At 31.4% G+C, this 16,059-nt stretch carries 21 protein-coding genes; 17 read left to right on the top strand and 4 right to left on the bottom strand.

The window, feature by feature from the left end:
• The first annotated feature begins 12 nt into the window (after window positions 1-12).
• The 13 genes from NP781_RS04300 to NP781_RS04240 all read left to right on the top strand — a co-directional run bounded on the left by NP781_RS04300 (window position 13) and on the right by NP781_RS04240 (window position 9,461).
• Window positions 13-2,775, top strand: a complete 2,763-nt coding sequence (locus tag NP781_RS04300; RefSeq protein ID WP_257521471.1) for a phage tail spike protein — start codon at window positions 13-15, stop codon at window positions 2,773-2,775.
• Window positions 2,776-2,902: 127 nt separating this feature from the next.
• Window positions 2,903-3,076 carry a hypothetical protein gene (locus tag NP781_RS04295; RefSeq protein WP_257521470.1) on the top strand — a complete coding sequence of 58 codons (174 nt, stop codon included), beginning with the start codon at window positions 2,903-2,905 and terminating at the stop codon, window positions 3,074-3,076.
• Between the two features lie 51 nt (window positions 3,077-3,127).
• Window positions 3,128-5,206, top strand: coding sequence for a hypothetical protein (locus NP781_RS04290; RefSeq protein WP_257521469.1), 2,079 nt, complete (start codon window positions 3,128-3,130; stop codon window positions 5,204-5,206).
• Window positions 5,207-5,221: 15 nt separating this feature from the next.
• The gene (locus NP781_RS04285; RefSeq protein ID WP_257520563.1) at window positions 5,222-5,491 is read left to right on the top strand and encodes a hypothetical protein; all 270 of its coding nucleotides are present in this window, start codon (window positions 5,222-5,224) and stop codon (window positions 5,489-5,491) included.
• Complete coding sequence (locus tag NP781_RS04280) at window positions 5,491-5,649, top strand: hypothetical protein (protein WP_257520562.1); 159 nt, start codon at window positions 5,491-5,493, stop codon at window positions 5,647-5,649. The genes NP781_RS04285 and NP781_RS04280 overlap by 1 nt, the downstream gene beginning before the upstream one ends.
• 100 nt (window positions 5,650-5,749) lie before the next feature.
• The gene (locus tag NP781_RS04275) at window positions 5,750-5,947 is read left to right on the top strand and encodes a hypothetical protein (protein ID WP_257521468.1); all 198 of its coding nucleotides are present in this window, start codon (window positions 5,750-5,752) and stop codon (window positions 5,945-5,947) included.
• A gap of 32 nt (window positions 5,948-5,979) precedes the next feature.
• Window positions 5,980-6,339: a hypothetical protein gene (locus NP781_RS04270; protein ID WP_257521467.1), complete on the top strand. Its 360-nt coding sequence runs from the start codon at window positions 5,980-5,982 to the stop codon at window positions 6,337-6,339.
• An 88-nt stretch (window positions 6,340-6,427) separates the two neighbouring features.
• Window positions 6,428-6,640, top strand: a complete 213-nt coding sequence (locus NP781_RS04265) for a hypothetical protein (protein WP_257521466.1) — start codon at window positions 6,428-6,430, stop codon at window positions 6,638-6,640.
• A 143-nt stretch (window positions 6,641-6,783) separates the two neighbouring features.
• Window positions 6,784-7,278, top strand: a complete 495-nt coding sequence (locus tag NP781_RS04260; RefSeq protein WP_257521465.1) for a hypothetical protein — start codon at window positions 6,784-6,786, stop codon at window positions 7,276-7,278.
• Window positions 7,279-7,305: 27 nt separating this feature from the next.
• The gene (locus NP781_RS04255; RefSeq protein WP_257521464.1) at window positions 7,306-7,491 is read left to right on the top strand and encodes a hypothetical protein; all 186 of its coding nucleotides are present in this window, start codon (window positions 7,306-7,308) and stop codon (window positions 7,489-7,491) included.
• Window positions 7,491-8,243 carry a peptidoglycan recognition protein family protein gene (locus NP781_RS25485; protein WP_306830293.1) on the top strand — a complete coding sequence of 251 codons (753 nt, stop codon included), beginning with the start codon at window positions 7,491-7,493 and terminating at the stop codon, window positions 8,241-8,243. Before NP781_RS04255 ends, NP781_RS25485 begins: the two co-directional genes overlap by 1 nt.
• A 96-nt stretch (window positions 8,244-8,339) precedes the next feature.
• Window positions 8,340-8,531, top strand: a complete 192-nt coding sequence (locus NP781_RS04245; protein WP_257521463.1) for a hypothetical protein — start codon at window positions 8,340-8,342, stop codon at window positions 8,529-8,531.
• A gap of 21 nt (window positions 8,532-8,552) precedes the next feature.
• A complete protein-coding gene (locus NP781_RS04240) occupies window positions 8,553-9,461 on the top strand; it encodes a zinc-ribbon domain-containing protein (RefSeq protein WP_257521462.1) in 909 nt (302 codons plus the stop codon).
• A 298-nt stretch (window positions 9,462-9,759) separates the two neighbouring features.
• Here the strand turns inward: NP781_RS04240 and NP781_RS04235 are convergent, their stop codons facing one another.
• The 4 genes from NP781_RS04235 to NP781_RS04220 are packed head-to-tail and all read right to left on the bottom strand — an operon-like array spanning window position 9,760 to window position 13,700.
• Window positions 9,760-12,039 carry an FtsK/SpoIIIE domain-containing protein gene (locus NP781_RS04235; protein WP_257521461.1) on the bottom strand — a complete coding sequence of 760 codons (2,280 nt, stop codon included), beginning with the start codon at window positions 12,037-12,039 and terminating at the stop codon, window positions 9,760-9,762.
• Window positions 12,036-13,049: a hypothetical protein gene (locus NP781_RS04230; protein WP_257521460.1), complete on the bottom strand. Its 1,014-nt coding sequence runs from the start codon at window positions 13,047-13,049 to the stop codon at window positions 12,036-12,038. Before NP781_RS04230 ends, NP781_RS04235 begins: the two co-directional genes overlap by 4 nt.
• Window positions 13,049-13,594, bottom strand: coding sequence for a hypothetical protein (locus NP781_RS04225; protein WP_257521459.1), 546 nt, complete (start codon window positions 13,592-13,594; stop codon window positions 13,049-13,051). The genes NP781_RS04230 and NP781_RS04225 overlap by 1 nt, the downstream gene beginning before the upstream one ends.
• Window positions 13,563-13,700: a hypothetical protein gene (locus tag NP781_RS04220; RefSeq protein WP_257521458.1), complete on the bottom strand. Its 138-nt coding sequence runs from the start codon at window positions 13,698-13,700 to the stop codon at window positions 13,563-13,565. Before NP781_RS04220 ends, NP781_RS04225 begins: the two co-directional genes overlap by 32 nt.
• Before the next feature lie 80 nt (window positions 13,701-13,780).
• Between NP781_RS04220 and NP781_RS04215 the strand changes: the two genes are divergently transcribed.
• The 4 genes from NP781_RS04215 to NP781_RS04200 all read left to right on the top strand — a co-directional run bounded on the left by NP781_RS04215 (window position 13,781) and on the right by NP781_RS04200 (window position 15,910).
• Window positions 13,781-13,957, top strand: a complete 177-nt coding sequence (locus NP781_RS04215) for a hypothetical protein (protein ID WP_257521457.1) — start codon at window positions 13,781-13,783, stop codon at window positions 13,955-13,957.
• Between the two features lie 366 nt (window positions 13,958-14,323).
• Complete coding sequence (locus NP781_RS04210) at window positions 14,324-14,533, top strand: hypothetical protein (RefSeq protein ID WP_257521456.1); 210 nt, start codon at window positions 14,324-14,326, stop codon at window positions 14,531-14,533.
• 257 nt (window positions 14,534-14,790) lie between these two features.
• Complete coding sequence (locus NP781_RS04205; protein WP_257521455.1) at window positions 14,791-15,627, top strand: ParM/StbA family protein; 837 nt, start codon at window positions 14,791-14,793, stop codon at window positions 15,625-15,627.
• Window positions 15,614-15,910 carry a hypothetical protein gene (locus NP781_RS04200; RefSeq protein ID WP_257521454.1) on the top strand — a complete coding sequence of 99 codons (297 nt, stop codon included), beginning with the start codon at window positions 15,614-15,616 and terminating at the stop codon, window positions 15,908-15,910. The genes NP781_RS04205 and NP781_RS04200 overlap by 14 nt, the downstream gene beginning before the upstream one ends.
• Window positions 15,911-16,059: the final 149 nt, after the last annotated feature.

Here is a 16,059-nt window from a genome sequence, read left to right as displayed (position 1 = left end):
GAAAAGTCTAGGTTGTATTTATGTAAACCAGATAGAACAACAATTGCAGAACTATCGGAAGCGTATAATAAAAATTTATCAACAAACTACAATGGTATTCATGAATTAACTTTTGACATCCCCTATTTAGTTAATCGTAATCACAAGTATGTTCGAAATAAAAATGTCGATTTGATACGTGGTCATTACCTAATTCGATATGAACGTGGACATGAAAAAGAATACTTTATTATTACTAATCCTAAAAATACTACTAATAATGGCGTAGAAGTTAAAAATGTTCAATGTTACCTACTCCCCTATGAATTGAATAAGAAGATCATTCGTGAATTTAGTGGTACGAAACCATTATATTCTGACGTTGGTTCAGAGGGCGTTTTAAATGAAACTTTACTTGTTAAATCTGATTGGACAGTTGGTTACATTGACGTAGATATTGCTAATAAGCATCGAACATTTGACGTTAGCGAACAAAGTTTAATTGAATTCATCGGTGAGTTATCTGATTTATATGATGCTGTAATTATATGGGATACGATTAATAAGAAAATCAACTTTTACAAGAATGAGAATATCGGTACAAATAAAGGATTATATATTGAACATGGAAAGTATTTAAAATCATTAGAGGAAAATCCTGACTTCGATTCAGTAGTTACGAGATTATATGTATATGGTAATGAAGGTATCTCTTTTGCAAGTGTAAATCCTACAGGGGTTCCGTTCATAGAGTCATTTGACTTCTATATGTACCCTTTCAAACGTGATGAAAATACAAGAGAAATAATCTCACACTCTAACTATATGACTGATTCACTATGTCATGCCATCCTTGACTACAATGCGTTGTTGGATAGTAAACAAGGTGAGTTTACAAATATGCTTGAACGTAAAAAACCTATCCAAGAAAATTTACAGACAAAGCAAAATGAATTATTTGTTTTGCAGACTCAACTACATACAATTGAAGATGAATTATCATCAGCAAATGCTGCACAATTACCTGTTGATGGATTAATTACACAAAAGATAAATAAATTAGCTGAAATCGCAAGTAAAAATAATGAAATTGACACTATCAAAGCCTCATTAAAGAGTATTGACGATGAGATTGTAGTATTAAAGAATACTATTTCAATTGAGAACAACTTTACTCATGAGCAAATTATTGAGCGTGAAAGATTTGTTAATGAATTAGTGTGGTCAAATACAAGTATTTTTGAAGTGGATGATTTGTACGAAGAAGGTAAAAAGGAATTATTGAAAGTTAGTCAACCTCGTATCTCCTACTCTATTGATGTTGTTGATTTTTTAAATGTATCTAGATGTCAAAGAGATTGGGATAAATTAGTGTTAGGTGACTTAGTTACTGTCAAATACCCTAACTTTGGCATTGATGTATTAGCTAAAATAATTTCAATTAAGCATGGTGAAGATAGTAACAATTTAAGCATTGAGATCGCTAATGCTCATGATATTAAGAATGGATTTATGACGCTTAAAGAGTTATTTAATCGTACTGTTTCAAGCTCTACTACTCTTGATATGTCTAAGTTTAAGTGGGATAAAACTACTGTGAATACTCATGAAATTGGTCAAATTTTGGAAAACGTTTGGGATGCTACGAAACGTGAAATTGAGGCAGGATATAATAATAAAATTTCAATAGACAGAAAAGGAATAGTTATCACAGACCCTAATGATCCATTAAGATTATTAGTCATGCAAAATGGCGTAATCGGAATGTCGTTGGACGGAGGTAGCCGATGGGCGACAGCAATAAATGCAGATGGAGTACATGCAGAAAGAATAATAGGCAAACTCCTTCTTGGTGAAAAATTAATTATTGGCGACAATAATGGTACATTCACTATCAATGGTAATCTTTTAACCATTAAAGACCTAAATGATAAACCACGAGTTAAATTAGGTGAATATTCTAAAGGTGTGTATGGTTTACAAGTATTCGATAAAACTGGAAATCAAACCATATTAGATGAAAATGGAATATTACAAACTTGGCAACAAAATTCAGTAGATAATGTGGATGGGTATAATCCTCTTACATTGGAAGTATTTATTCCATCAGAAACGCTATCAATAAAAAAGGTAATGTTACGTTTCAAACTGCTCCAATTTAGAGCATATAGTCAAACTACTGAAAGTGGGGGTGGTACATACTCGTCTACTGATGGAGGCGGTGGTGCTTATACGTCCACTGGATCTGGGGGTGGAACATATGGTTCTACAGATAGTGGTGGGGGAACATTTTCATCTACTGAAAGTGGAGGAAGTGCAATTGTAACCTCTGGTGATAGTGGTATTGATGTTATATATGGAACAGCTCAAACTGATCCAGCAGCAGGACACAGTCACACATTTAGAGATGTTATTGGTCATAAGCACAATATATCTCTACCATCACATACTCATTCATTTTCTGTACCATCTCACTCGCACATGCTTAGTGTCCCTTCTCACTCTCACATGGTGGACATACCTTCTCATTCACATTCATTTACTGTACCATCTCATTCTCACCCTATTCAACATGGTATTTATAAAAGTACATATGCTAGACAGCTATCTGTACATATCAATGGTGTGAATCGGGATTATGAATTGGGAGGAAAATTTGATGTTGACAGACATGATTTGAATATTACTCCCTACTTAGTTAAAGGTCAGTGGAATACTATTGATTTGTATAGTAGTCAACTAGGAAGAATAGATGCAACTGTATTTGTTCAAGCATTAATGGGATACAATAATTAATTTATTACATAAAATATAAATATTATTTAAAATTAATATTAGAATTTTATTATTTTTATAGCTATTTTAAAAATAATATCAAATAACCGATATTAAAAAATACATAATAATTGGAGGAATTAAAGTTATGGTTAGAATTAAGATTGTACTACAGAACAATAAAGATTTTGAAACGGATGTGGAGACTTATGACGCAGTTGAATTACATAAGGCTATCAAAGCGTGGGATGATACACTCGTTCCAATAGGTAATTTAGTGATCAACAAACATCACATTGAATGTATCTATGAGATTAAATAAAGTGTCTAGTTTTATACTAGATGCTTTTTATTTTATAAAGGAGGCGAATACATGAATAGATATGAAGGTAGTCCTGCCGTAATTATTGAAAGACGAAAAGGTACGCCTGACTCCCCTTTCAATAATATGAATGAATCACTGGTTGTTTCAAATGATGGTAAAGTAATACTATCAGAAATTCCCAATGAATTGAATCGAGTCATTATCACATCCGATGACGAAGCTACTTGGTTTGAAGTTGTAGAAGGACAAATACCTGAAAATGGATTTAAAGTAGATTACATTAACAAAATTGTAACCTTTAACACAATTAATGTAGGTAAGCAACTACACTTTAAATATTTAGGAGAAGGTAATCATTACTACAGTCCAAACTCTATTTATACAAAACTAAATGAAGGCACTGTTGTAGAGACTTTAGGTGGTTTAATTGAAAATAGTCATGAAGCTTTAGATGCTTTAGAGAGATTGGATGAAAAGTTAAACGAGGTAACACAAGCTACAAATAATGCAATTACAGCAACCAATGATACTAAAGAAGTAATTACTGAAGGTAATCAAGTCATCTCTACTTCCAATGAAAAGATAACTGAAATGGACAGTAAAATTAGCGAAGCTACCTCTAAAATGTCAGAGTTAGATACTAAATTAAATCAAGCAGAAAATACTATTTCAGACGTTCAGCAGAAATCCACTATGGTAGAAGCCATTATCAATGATGGACAAGAAGTAATTGATAATGCAGAACTGCTCATCAATGAAGTAAAATCAGCAGGAAAATTTAATTTATCTACACTTTATAAGAAAAATAATACCGTCCTAGATAACGGTTCAACTTGGATTGCATTACAAGATACACAAAATAATCCTTTACCTGTATTACCTATTGTAGAAAATACATATTGGAGATTAGCAGCATTACATGGTTCAAAAGGTGATAAAGGAGACACTGGTGCAGCATTAAGTATTTTAGGCAAATTGACAGACCCTTCACAGCTCCCTCCTACTGGTCAAGCAGGTCAGGCTTATACGGTTAATGGTGAACTATATGTATGGTCAGAGAATCTGGACACTTGGGAAAACGTAGGTAACATTAAAGGTGAGAAAGGCGATACAGGAGCTACTGGTGAAGATGGTAAATCTGCATATGAAGTAGCAGTTGTAAATGGTTTCATTGGTACTCAAGAACAATGGTTAGCTTCTCTAAAGGGTGAAAAAGGTGATAAGGGACAGGACGCTGACCTTACAGAAGTGAATCAAGAAATAACAAATTTACAGCAAACTGTAACAAACAATCAGCAAGTCGTTACTGAACATTTGGGACAAATGGCTACCACCGAAGTAGCAGGACATGTCATGTTAGTTAATGACCTTATAACAGGTGGAGCAGATAAGGCAGCTTCTGCAGATACTGTTAAAGCCCTTAAAACAAATCAAGACATGATTGAACAAACATTGGGTAGTAAATTTCATGTTGCTATAGACTATTTCAGTGGTGATTTAGATGTTTTAAAGAAAGATGGTTTCTATAAAGGATACAATTTCACCAATGGAGCAGAGATATCCATTAGTGTTATTTTAGTAAAGTCTTATTCGCCAGATTGGATTGTACAAATACAATACACAGTAGGTACTAGACCATTAATGTACATTCGTGCGTTTCATAGTGGGACTACATGGACTGCATGGAATCGAATTATGGATAAGATTGACTACGACCAACTTTTTACATCTGTCAGTAATGGTAAGGCAACAGTCAATCAGGCGGTTACTGACATGGGAGTTTACACTGCGCCTGACGCACCATTTGCGACGACTGCTGCAAACATTAAAGTTATACCTAAAGGAAAAACAGTACAAGAGAGCACTATGAACGTTCCATCTTTTTCAGGAACTGGTCAGGTTCAGGTGGACGTTACATTTGCAGGTGGGACAGTACGAAACGCTATGGTTCAATGTGGCGGTGTATTATTCATACACGGACTGTATTATGGAAACGCTCAAGTGTCAAGTGGGCTGTACGTCTCTAATATAGAGTTTATAGGCTCTACTGTACGTTTCACTTTCCGTTTGGGAAGTGGACTTGGAAATTGGGTAGGTGGTTCTATAAGGTATACGATAACTTCTTAAATTGGAGGGAAATGCATGTTCAATCGAATATTTTACGATAGAAGTACAGGTAAAATACTGTACCAGCATTTTATGGAAGAGCCTGAAGTAATAACAGATTTCGCTATTTTAGAGATACACGAGGGTGAAATTAACTATAATACTCATTTCATTGATTCTATCAATAGTGAAGGGGTTCCAGTAGTAAAAGCAAAAGAATTAACTCCAACGGAAATGGAGAATGAAAAACTGAAAGAAGATATTCTCTTATTACAAACAGATGCACAAGTAGGAGGGATTTTATAATGATTAATCAAATTGTTGTGCGAATTGCAGCAGAACGAATTATGTCGGGTGGTCTCAATCCAAAAACAGGACAAGTATATGTTCTAGATGATATTACGAATGAGGATTACCGTGTTGCTGTTGAGGACTACATTTTAGCAAATACAGAAGGCATTTAAGTGTATCTAATGACTACTGTATATTAATGTCGAATTAAAGAAGGAATCCTTTCCTTTTCGTCGAAAAATATTGTAGTACGGAAAGACGAAAGGAGTTTTTATGAATTCTGAAGAGTGGGTAACGGATTTAAAAGATCTTGTTGTACAAGGTGCTAGTTTAATGGGAGAATATACCCCTTTAATAAGCAAACTTGTAACGGGAGTTAGATTAAATAGGTTTGAAAATAGACTAAAGAAAAAACGAAAAAAACTAAATGAAATATTTTATTATCTAAAAATGATGTTGAATTTTTTGTAGATAAAGTAGGAGTTCCTGTTTTTGAAAAGATTATGCAGGATCAAGAAGATGATAAGGCAGAGTTCTTATTATTGGGATTTGAGAATTGTGTAAAGAATAACATTAAGAATGAAGATATAATCGTCTACTATTTTGATTTAATATCCGAAATGAGGGTTTTAGAATTAAAACGTTTTGTAACACTTTCAAGAAGAACCGAAGAAGGACCTATAATTCCGATTGTAGGATCTGATCAAGAAATACTTATAAATTCTGCAGACAATAAATTAAAAAGAGCTGGACTTATTTGTGCTAAAACTAGTTGGAGTTCTGAAAATGGTGAGTATATTAATCCTGGGACAATTACAATTAGTCAAAGTGGAAATAAATTATTAGATTTCTTAGGTTTTTGATAATATTTGTTCCATATTGTTCAGTAAGCGCTACTCACATCGAGTAGCGTATTTTTATTAAATTTGAATACCAGGAAGGAGCTTTATAATGGACGAACTAGTATTAAATGAATTAAAAAAAGTAAAAGAACTGCTCCAGGTTGTTATGAGTAGCCAAGAGCAGAATGAAAATCGCATTATTCAAATGTTATCAATTATAGAGGGACGCCTATATTCTATTGAGGAGAATACAATATGTATAAAAAATGGTGGTAGGTTTCTTGGTGATGCAAAAGGACATGCAGGTGTACCAGGATTATAGAGCAACTCTGAAATTTCGACTATAAATATTGAGTTTCATATTGTTCAATAAAAATATCGTTTATGTAATAGACATATATTATTTAAATTACATTGTATATTAATACAGAAATAATGAATAAAATATGCATAAGTACATAAAAATTGCATGAAAATACACATAACTTTAGAGTAGGTGTGAGTTTAATCTCCCCTACTCTTTTTATTATTTTAGAAAAGTCGGTGATTAAATTGAGTAATGAAATGTATGGAGAAAGATTAACTAGAGTTGAAGTCATCATAGAAGATCATAAAGATGAAATTAATCGATTAAAGGATGACAACGTTGCACTCCATCGTTTAACAGCAAATCAAGAAACCTTAATGGGTTTAGTTAAAGATAATCAATTGCAGATGAAAGAGTTCTCAAGTACTCTGACAAGTATTAATTCAAATTTAACAAATCTTAATACTTCTTCAGATGAAATGAGAGAAGATTTAAATAGTCTTGAGAATGAATTAAAAGATGTAAGAGAGAATAACAACCAAAATAGTAATAGAGGTAAATTTGATGTAATTGAATTTCTTTCAAAAGATGTGCCTAAATATATTGGAATAGCTATTTTAGCTGCTTTACTAGCTTATATAGGATTAAAGTAAATACATAAAAAGGAGTGACGAGAAAGTATGAAACAAAAATTTTCTGCATTGATTGAAGTTAGAAAACTAATTGCGCTATTAACAGTTTTATTATTTGTTACCCTTTCACTTATGGGAAATCTTGAAACTAATTTTATTCAAACCGTTGTCATTAGTGTGATTTCTTTCTATTTTGGTAAAACATCAAATGTAAATGAAAGAGGTGAAAAATAATGTCTTATGTATATAGAAAACAGTGGCTCCCTAATTCTAAATACTCAATTAAATGTCCTTACAACATGACTGCTGAATTTATAACAATTCACAATAGTTATAATGACGCTAGTGCAAGTAATGAGGCGAAGTATCATAATTCTAACAATAATCAAGTGTCGTTCCATATAGCCGTTGATGATATAGAAGCTATAGAGGTTGTTCCTTTAAATAGAAATGCTTGGCATTGTGGAGATGGTCAAGGAAATGGTAACAGAAAAAGTATTGGTATTGAAATTTGTTACTCTAAATCAGGTGGGATTAGATACATAAAAGCAGAAGAAAATGCAGTACAATTAACAGCTAAATTACTCTTTGAGCGTAAATGGGGTATTGAAAGAGTTAAAAAACATCAAGATTGGTCAGGAAAATACTGTCCTCATCGTATTCTCGACGAAGCTAGATGGAAGTCTTTCCTTAGTAGAGTTCAAACTGCATTGAATAATTTAAACAATGAAGAAAATGGAGGATTAACTATGTCTCAATATGAAGAGTTGTTAAATAAAATAACAAAACTTGAAGAAGCACTAGTAAATAAAATTGACAAGCAAGAATCACGAGAACCATTAAAATATCATGTAGATGATTGGCAATGGATGAAGGCTAATGGTATCACAGACGGTTCAAATCCACAGAATTACATTACTCGTGAACAGGTATCTACCCTACTTCACAATATGGATAAGTTTAATACAAAGAAATTCGGAAAATAATTACATAATAAATATAATCCCCTACTTCTTAATAGTTGTAGGGGATTTTTATGTGTACGGAAGATGATCAAAATTAATTTAAAGGCGGTAAATGATATGAAAAAATATTACATTGTTCAATCTGACAATTATGCTAAGACAATTCACTTTTTATCAGGTATTCCTTATTACACATTCCCTGACAAGAAAATCGAAGGTGGAATAGTGTATAGCTTTGAAAACAGTGAAAAGTTACAAGAAGTTTTATCACTAATTAATAAAACGATTAAAAAATACAGAACACAATAGAAATAAGGAGAATTAATCATTATGATGAATAAATTTAAACAGTTACAAGTAGGACAAGTTGTAAAGAATTATAAAGAAATGTGCAAAATTTTAGAACAGGAAGTTGTTAGCGGAAAATCTAAACAGTTACAAATTAAAGACTGGGAAAGATATATTAAATATACTAAACAAGGGCATAAATTCATTATAGAAGAAATATATGATGAAGAGATTATAAAAGCTGAAACTAGAGGAAGAAAACGAATAGTTATTCCTCTGTCTGAATCCAATCCGTTATTAAGTAGTGAGTGGAATGTAAGCAAGAATGGAGAATTAACAAATAATATAACTAGGACTACTGATAAAAAATATTGGTGGATATGTCATAAATGTAAAACTGATATTTATGAATTTCCTAACAACAGGTTTAATAAAAATAAAGCTCCTATATTTGGATTTACTGATGATTGTATTACTTGTCACTATTGTAACCTTTCTAAAGGGGCTAAAAAGATTCATGACTTACTTTCAAAATATGATATAGATTTTGTAATGGAATATACATATAAAGATTTACTTAGTGATAAAGGGAATTTGTTGCGCTTTGATTTTGCTATCATTAAAGATAATGAAGTTATTTCTTTAATTGAATACGATGGAGAATATCATGATTTTTCAGAAATAGTACAGTATCATGACAAAATCAAAGACGAATATTGCAAGGCGAACAATATTACACTATATAGAATACATCATACAGAAAATCCTCATAATCTTGCTTCTAAGTATCTACTGGAATTATGTTTAATTTCTAAAGATGATTACATAAATGAATACGATAACTCTGAAATTAATGACCTACTTAATGAATTGGAAATCCATAAAGCCAATATTGTTGAAATAGAATCTAAATTACGTTTACTAAAAAGTGAAGTAGATGTGATAATCTAGTGCATATAAATTAAAAAAATATACATTATTCAAGAATTATAAAGAAATGAGCATACAGTGAGAAACGGGAGTTAAAGTGAGCACTTATTTCACATCTATATTAATACAACAAATACATAATTATTGACAAGAATATAAAAGAGCAAAACTATATAAAAGTACAGTAATTCCCTTATAAATCAAGGGTTTTAAAGTAATTAATAGTAGTCAAATTTGACCATAGTTGTAGTTTATAAATGCTGATATATCAACATCAAAAAATTCAACAGTTGTCATTTTTGACTACTATTAGAATGATTTAATTCCTCCACTTACACAATTCATCTTCACCAACTATAAGTCTATAACCAGACTGCTTAGTTTTTGGCGATTCTAACCATCCTTCTTCAACCAATTCCTTCATCATATCATTCAATTTATTTATATTTATTTTCATAATTTCACGTAACTCTGCAATTTTTGTAGTGTTATGATTAGCAATTACTCTTTTTAATTTATCTAAATCGCTATCCTCATTCACAACCTTTACTACTGGTAATTCAAACTTACTCTCACCTGTTCCTATTGTATCAGCTATTCTTTTTATCAATTCAGATTCTATTCCTTCATCAAATGGATCATCGACAATTAAGCAACCTTGAAATCTAATATGATCTTCCATTTGCCCTTCAAAACTCATCACACCATCTCCATTACCTAATAGTTCAAAGTTTGGAGAAGTGTTTAAGAATGTTAGATAACTACGTTTATTAGCGCATCTAAATCCTATTTTACTTGGTAAGTTAGATTTAATAACTCCAGATATAATATCAACGGACGGTCTTTGTGTTGCAATTATTAAATGAATTCCACATGCTCGTGATAGCTGCGTTAATGATTGAATATAGTTATCTATGCCACTATTCCTATTTTTCAATTCTGCATATTCGTCAATAACAACTACAATGTATGGTAATTTGCTTTTAGCTTTCTTATTGTATAAAGCTATATTTTTAACATTAGCATTTTTGAATAAATCATATCGTCTATCCATTTCTTTAATTAATTGGTTCAATAGCTTTACTGCTTCATCTGCATCTGTTACTACTTTTTGTACTTGATTGAATATTGAAAATTGTACTAATTCAACTTGTTTAATATCAATCATAAACATTTGTAATTGTGTTGAATTCTTGAACATGAGTAATGTTAGAATTAATTGATTGAGCCATATAGACTTTCCACTTCCTGTTGAACCAGCTACAAGTAAGTGTTTTATTTTATTCATACAACCATAAATAGGATTACCTACTTCATCTACGCCAACAAGAAACGGTAGAGGATTGTTATTCGCAAATTCTATAAACTTGGAATCATTGACGAAATTGGCTAAGAATACTTTTTGTCTGCTTTCTAATGGCAATATAACATCTAATTCCCCTACATCTTCCCCTTGTTTAATCTGCAAATGTTTAATTCCCATTCTCATCTGAATATCATTTATTACATTGACTTTGATTATTTCGGATAACTTTAACTGTTTAGGTATTCTAAATGTAATTTTCATAGTGATTGAACCTGATTGATATTTCAACAGCTCCATTGTACCTTTGAATGGCTTTAACTCTTTTACTGCGTTAATGAATTTATTTGCTAATTCAGTTCCATCAAATTGCTCCAGATCGTCTCCTTTAGGTAGCAAATCAAATATAGTATTGTTGTTGGATTGTATAACTTCATCGCCTTTAGTTGATACAGATATACTTTCTAATTGACAGTTTTTCTCTATTGTGAGAAAAGGAAGTAATTCAGATTCACATAATGTATAATTCTTTGACTGATAATCTAATCGTCTTTGATTGAATGATTCTGAACCATACTTAAAGTCAATTTTATAATCAATTATCCACTCATTAGTGTATGAGAATTCATTTATCTTGTCTTTTATTTTGGTTATCGAATATTCCCTTTCTAATTTACTTCCTCCGATCAAAGCAAATTTGATATTAAATCTAAAACCATTCTCCTCTATTTTCTGTTTAACCTCATTTATATCTGAATGTTTTTGCTCCCATTTTAATATGCTGTCAACTTTTTCAGTAATTCCTCTTTGTAGCTTTCTAAATAATCCACTATTGGATGGACTTTGTACACCATTTAAGTAGTCGTGATACTGTTCTATTATCCTATCTTTCCAATTGTCTTGTCTGTATACAAGGAGTAACTGGTATTTAATATTAATGTGTGATGGAACAATTGAACATAGAATATCCCAAAACGATTCATTCGATTTCATATCAATTGGAAATACGGATGATTTAGAGGTAAACATATTGACGAATGTAGTATTATCTTTATTTGAATTTAAGTATTGTGCTGAATTATTAGTTATTATATTTAGGTTACACTTATAATTAGGTTGAGAAAAGAAGGTGAATAACTGGTCATTGAACACCCTTGATAATTCAATTCCAAATACACCATCAATAAATGATGATAATATTTCCTTCGATTGTTCTTGCGATATTGAGTTAACTAAATAATCGACATACTTTTCATTTTTGACAACGCTTGAATTAACCAGTCTATTCAATATCATTTTTTAGCCACCTTTAACTTTTTCTTTCTAAGTATACTTAAAGGTCTGATTACTTTACTAGCACCGTCCCACATAGTCTTAATATCTCCACCTCTGTCTATATTTCTACTTATAATCATCGGAGGAGAATTTAAACGCCATAACCCACCTATAACAATTCCAAGTTGAATTAAAATATCCCAACCACTGTTAGGTAGCTTTGTTCCGAATAGTAAAGTACCAATTACTAATAGGAATACTGCATATACAATTTGAACAGAAGCACATTTCTTAATATGTTCCCACCACATAGTAAATAAATGTTCATAAGCATTGAATACCCAACATGATAATGCTAAAGGTGTCATTGCTCCAAGTGTAAGTAAGTCAAACCATCGTCTGAAATTCTGTAACAGTATTGGTATTAATATTGAAATTAAAGCTATATCAAAGCCAATTAAACCTATGATTTGTAAAAGAGTGATGTCGTCTATATTTATATTCTGAATACCTTTATCCATCTGATGCTTACCGAAGTCAATAATTATGTTAGTGAGACCGTTTAGTCCTTTAAATGTGTAATAGAATAAGCTAGGTGCTAATGCTGAACCTATGACAACAAGAGGAAATCTTTTGATGATACGTCTTAAGTCAGTAACTTGCTTATTTTTAATTAACCCACCTGACATCCTTTGAAATCCTTCAAACATCGCTAATACAATTGACATAGCTATTGATAGTCCAGAAAATGTAACTATGTTATTTTTAAACCAATCAGAATCAAATAAAAAAGATGGAGTATGTAGAACTACTTTGGTCAGTGTTTCGTATGTCCATATCATAAGGTCAGTAGATATTTCAACCATATTTTCTTTTATATTCTTAAACCACAATATTACTTTTGTGAATGTATCTATGATGATACTTATCTTTTCTTGAGATTCAGGTGATATGGGATTAAATCTATCGTACCAAGCAGCAGAAGCCTTCATTTGATTTATTGAAAGTGTAGCAAAAGGTACTGAAAACATTAGAAGAACGCCTCTAAGCCATGAACGTTTTTGAATATTAAAGCTGTTAGAGTGGCTAGTATTAGAATGATTACTGGTGCTAATAACACTTGACCAAAACCCTTTATTATATCCACTGTCCACTCTCTCGCTTTTACCTTGTTCCCCACCATCCTGTACACCCCTGCTCCCATTAGAAAAAGTATCGCCAATGCTACTGAAATTGTTCCGCAAGCTAAAATTAATTGTTTCAGAATATCCACTATTTCTGGAGGAAGTAAGTCTGACTCTTTGTTGTTTAGTAATGGATAATTGCTCATTTGTTGAGCATGTGCTTTCTTTGTAGAATGAAGAATTGGAATTATTGAAAGAGAAACTACTTGAAGTGTTTTGTAAAACTTCTTCTGATTTTTCTTGGAAAGACAATTCACCTCCTTTGACAGTTTGTTTATAAAAGGAATAACGTCATCCACTTTATGATCGTTTAATTTAGAAATATACTTACCGTCTATAATCATCTTGCGAGTACCATCGTTATAAGTGAAGTTTATTATTGTTTTTGTCATTTTTCTTATCCCCTTCCTTATGATACCAACTCAATAAAGAAGCCATTCCTAAAAATCCACCCATGACAACTCCAATTTGACCAAATAAGTAAGCTATACCACTCATTATGTTCCTCCCTTTTTCATGTATAAAATAATTTAAAATGGACAGATTAACACCAATAAACCATTAAGGAGATTCGACAGATGATGAAATCCTTTTACGAATGGCTCCATCAACCTCAACCTGATTGGAAAATTAATTTAGACAATTGTGACTCAAGAGTTTTTCGTGAATTAAAAATGGAAAGAATACAAGTGGAAGAAATATTAGAAGTATTACATGAGTTCGGTGTATTTGAAAAAGTTGCTACAGATGATTAATTTACTCAAATTATCAAATGACATGTGTTTGAATGCTTAATTATTGGCTAATTATCGCTGATAATTTGATAAATGAATAATTAGAAATCGTGAAGTTGAACCATATTTAATGCCATATTATCTAAAATAAATTGAAAATATACCTTAATTTTTAAAAACAGTTTTGATGTTTGGTTAATGTAGCCTCATTGCTTAATTGCGATGAGTTTTTTTGTTTAAAATTATTTTAAATTGTTTTGAACTTACTCGTAATGTATGTGGGTATGTTAAAAATAATTCCTAATAATTTAAAATAATTTTAAAAAATTTCAAACATATCTCCTTCAAATTAGACATAAGTATTAAATATGGAGGGAGTGGTATGTCATGGCTATAGTCAGATCAGAACAAGAAGCTGAACGTATAATAGAAGAACTATTGAATAAAGGTAATGGAAAATACATCACTCAAAGTGTCCTTTTCAAGAAGGATAGTCCACAACAATTAGAACTGCTGAAGAATGTTTTAATGAGGTCAACTTCATTCGGTGAGTATGCGAGGAAGGCTTTAATTGAATACATTGAAACTGAAAAGTAAATAAAGGTAAGAAGCCATCTAATTTCACTAAGTTAAGTGATTGTAGGTGGTTTTTGTTCATTTTAGGCTAAATTTATCACTTTTGATAATATCCCCATTTTATTTAATTTTAAGGACTTTAAAACTCAATGTTTACAAGGGTTTTGCAAATCAAAAAAGTTTAAAACATCTCAAATATCTTTAAAATTATACTCATTTTTATAAATCGGAGTCATATGCTAAATTAACATCAACAAAATGAGCGAAAGGGGATTTTATTGAATAACACAGTTGTAGGCGTAGTTGCAATTGATGACGGAGGTAATTCAACATGCGTGGTTACGAAAGATGTGAAAGAAAGCTTCCCTAGCGTAAAAGGATACTATGGTAAAAGAAACTTAACCGAAATAACACATAAACATGATTTTATAGTTGATTATAAAGGACAGAAATATGTTGCAGGAATGTTAGCTAAGTATGATTGCACCATGCCTTTACAGATGCACACTGAAACAAAACAACATGATTTCTATGACTTGTCCGTATTAATTGCACTTCATCAGTATGGTTATCCTGCTAACAACATTGTGGTCTCAGTTCCAATAAAAAGCTATTCATTAGAAGAAAGAGATGGTCGATTACAAAGATTAAAAGGTTCACATACAATTTCTATAAATGGTGTAAGTAAAACCTTCTCGATTAATGATGTAAAAGTTGCACCTGAAACTGCTTCAGCATTTTTCATAAATGAACCTAATGGAAAGACACATTACATTGATTTTGGTTCAAGGACTATTGGGGCTGCGACAACTATAAAAGAAGGTGATGTAATCAGATTTATTGATACTGAAAGTGATACTTTCTTTGGTAAAGGTTTAGAAGCATTAGACGGTAGTTACAGCCCTAAAGGTTTAGCTGACTATGTATGTGGGATGTTATCTAAAATGTGGAACAAACATGATATTGTTTATCTTCTAGGTGGAGGAGCATTAGATACTCAATTAGTTACTTATGTTAAGGAATTTTTCCCAAATGCAGAAGTAATGGAAAATCCTAAAATGTGTAATGCTGTTGGAATGTACAACTCAGGGAGGTCAGCTTATGGGATATCTTAGATCAGAAGAAGAAGCCGAAGCAATGATTAATGAAATGAAGAGAAAATCTAAAGGTAAATATATAACTCAAGCTGTGACATTTAGTAAAGAAAGTGATCGTCAAATGGAGTTATTGAAATTTGCATTAATGCATTCAACATCTTTCAGTGGATTTGGAAAAGAGCTGATTGCTGAAAAGTACGAAAGCGAAACTAAGCATCAAACAAATAATAACTCTCCTTTACCTACTTTTAAGCATACAGAAATAGTTGAAAAGAAAAATACAGGGAACTTTCTTTTATAGATTTAAAATATGATAATAATTTAATTAAGTGTGGAATAATTATTTTAGAAATGTTATTATGACAGAGGTTTAACGGTTAACTTAACTGTAATACTAGGTCATAACCAATTTAAATCCCTATCCTGAAACATTTAGATAGGGATTTTCTT

Source organism: Lysinibacillus sp. FN11 (genome assembly GCF_024628845.1).
GTDB classification, from domain to species: domain Bacteria; phylum Bacillota; class Bacilli; order Bacillales_A; family Planococcaceae; genus Lysinibacillus; species Lysinibacillus capsici.
This window is presented reverse-complemented; position numbering and strand designations above follow the sequence as displayed.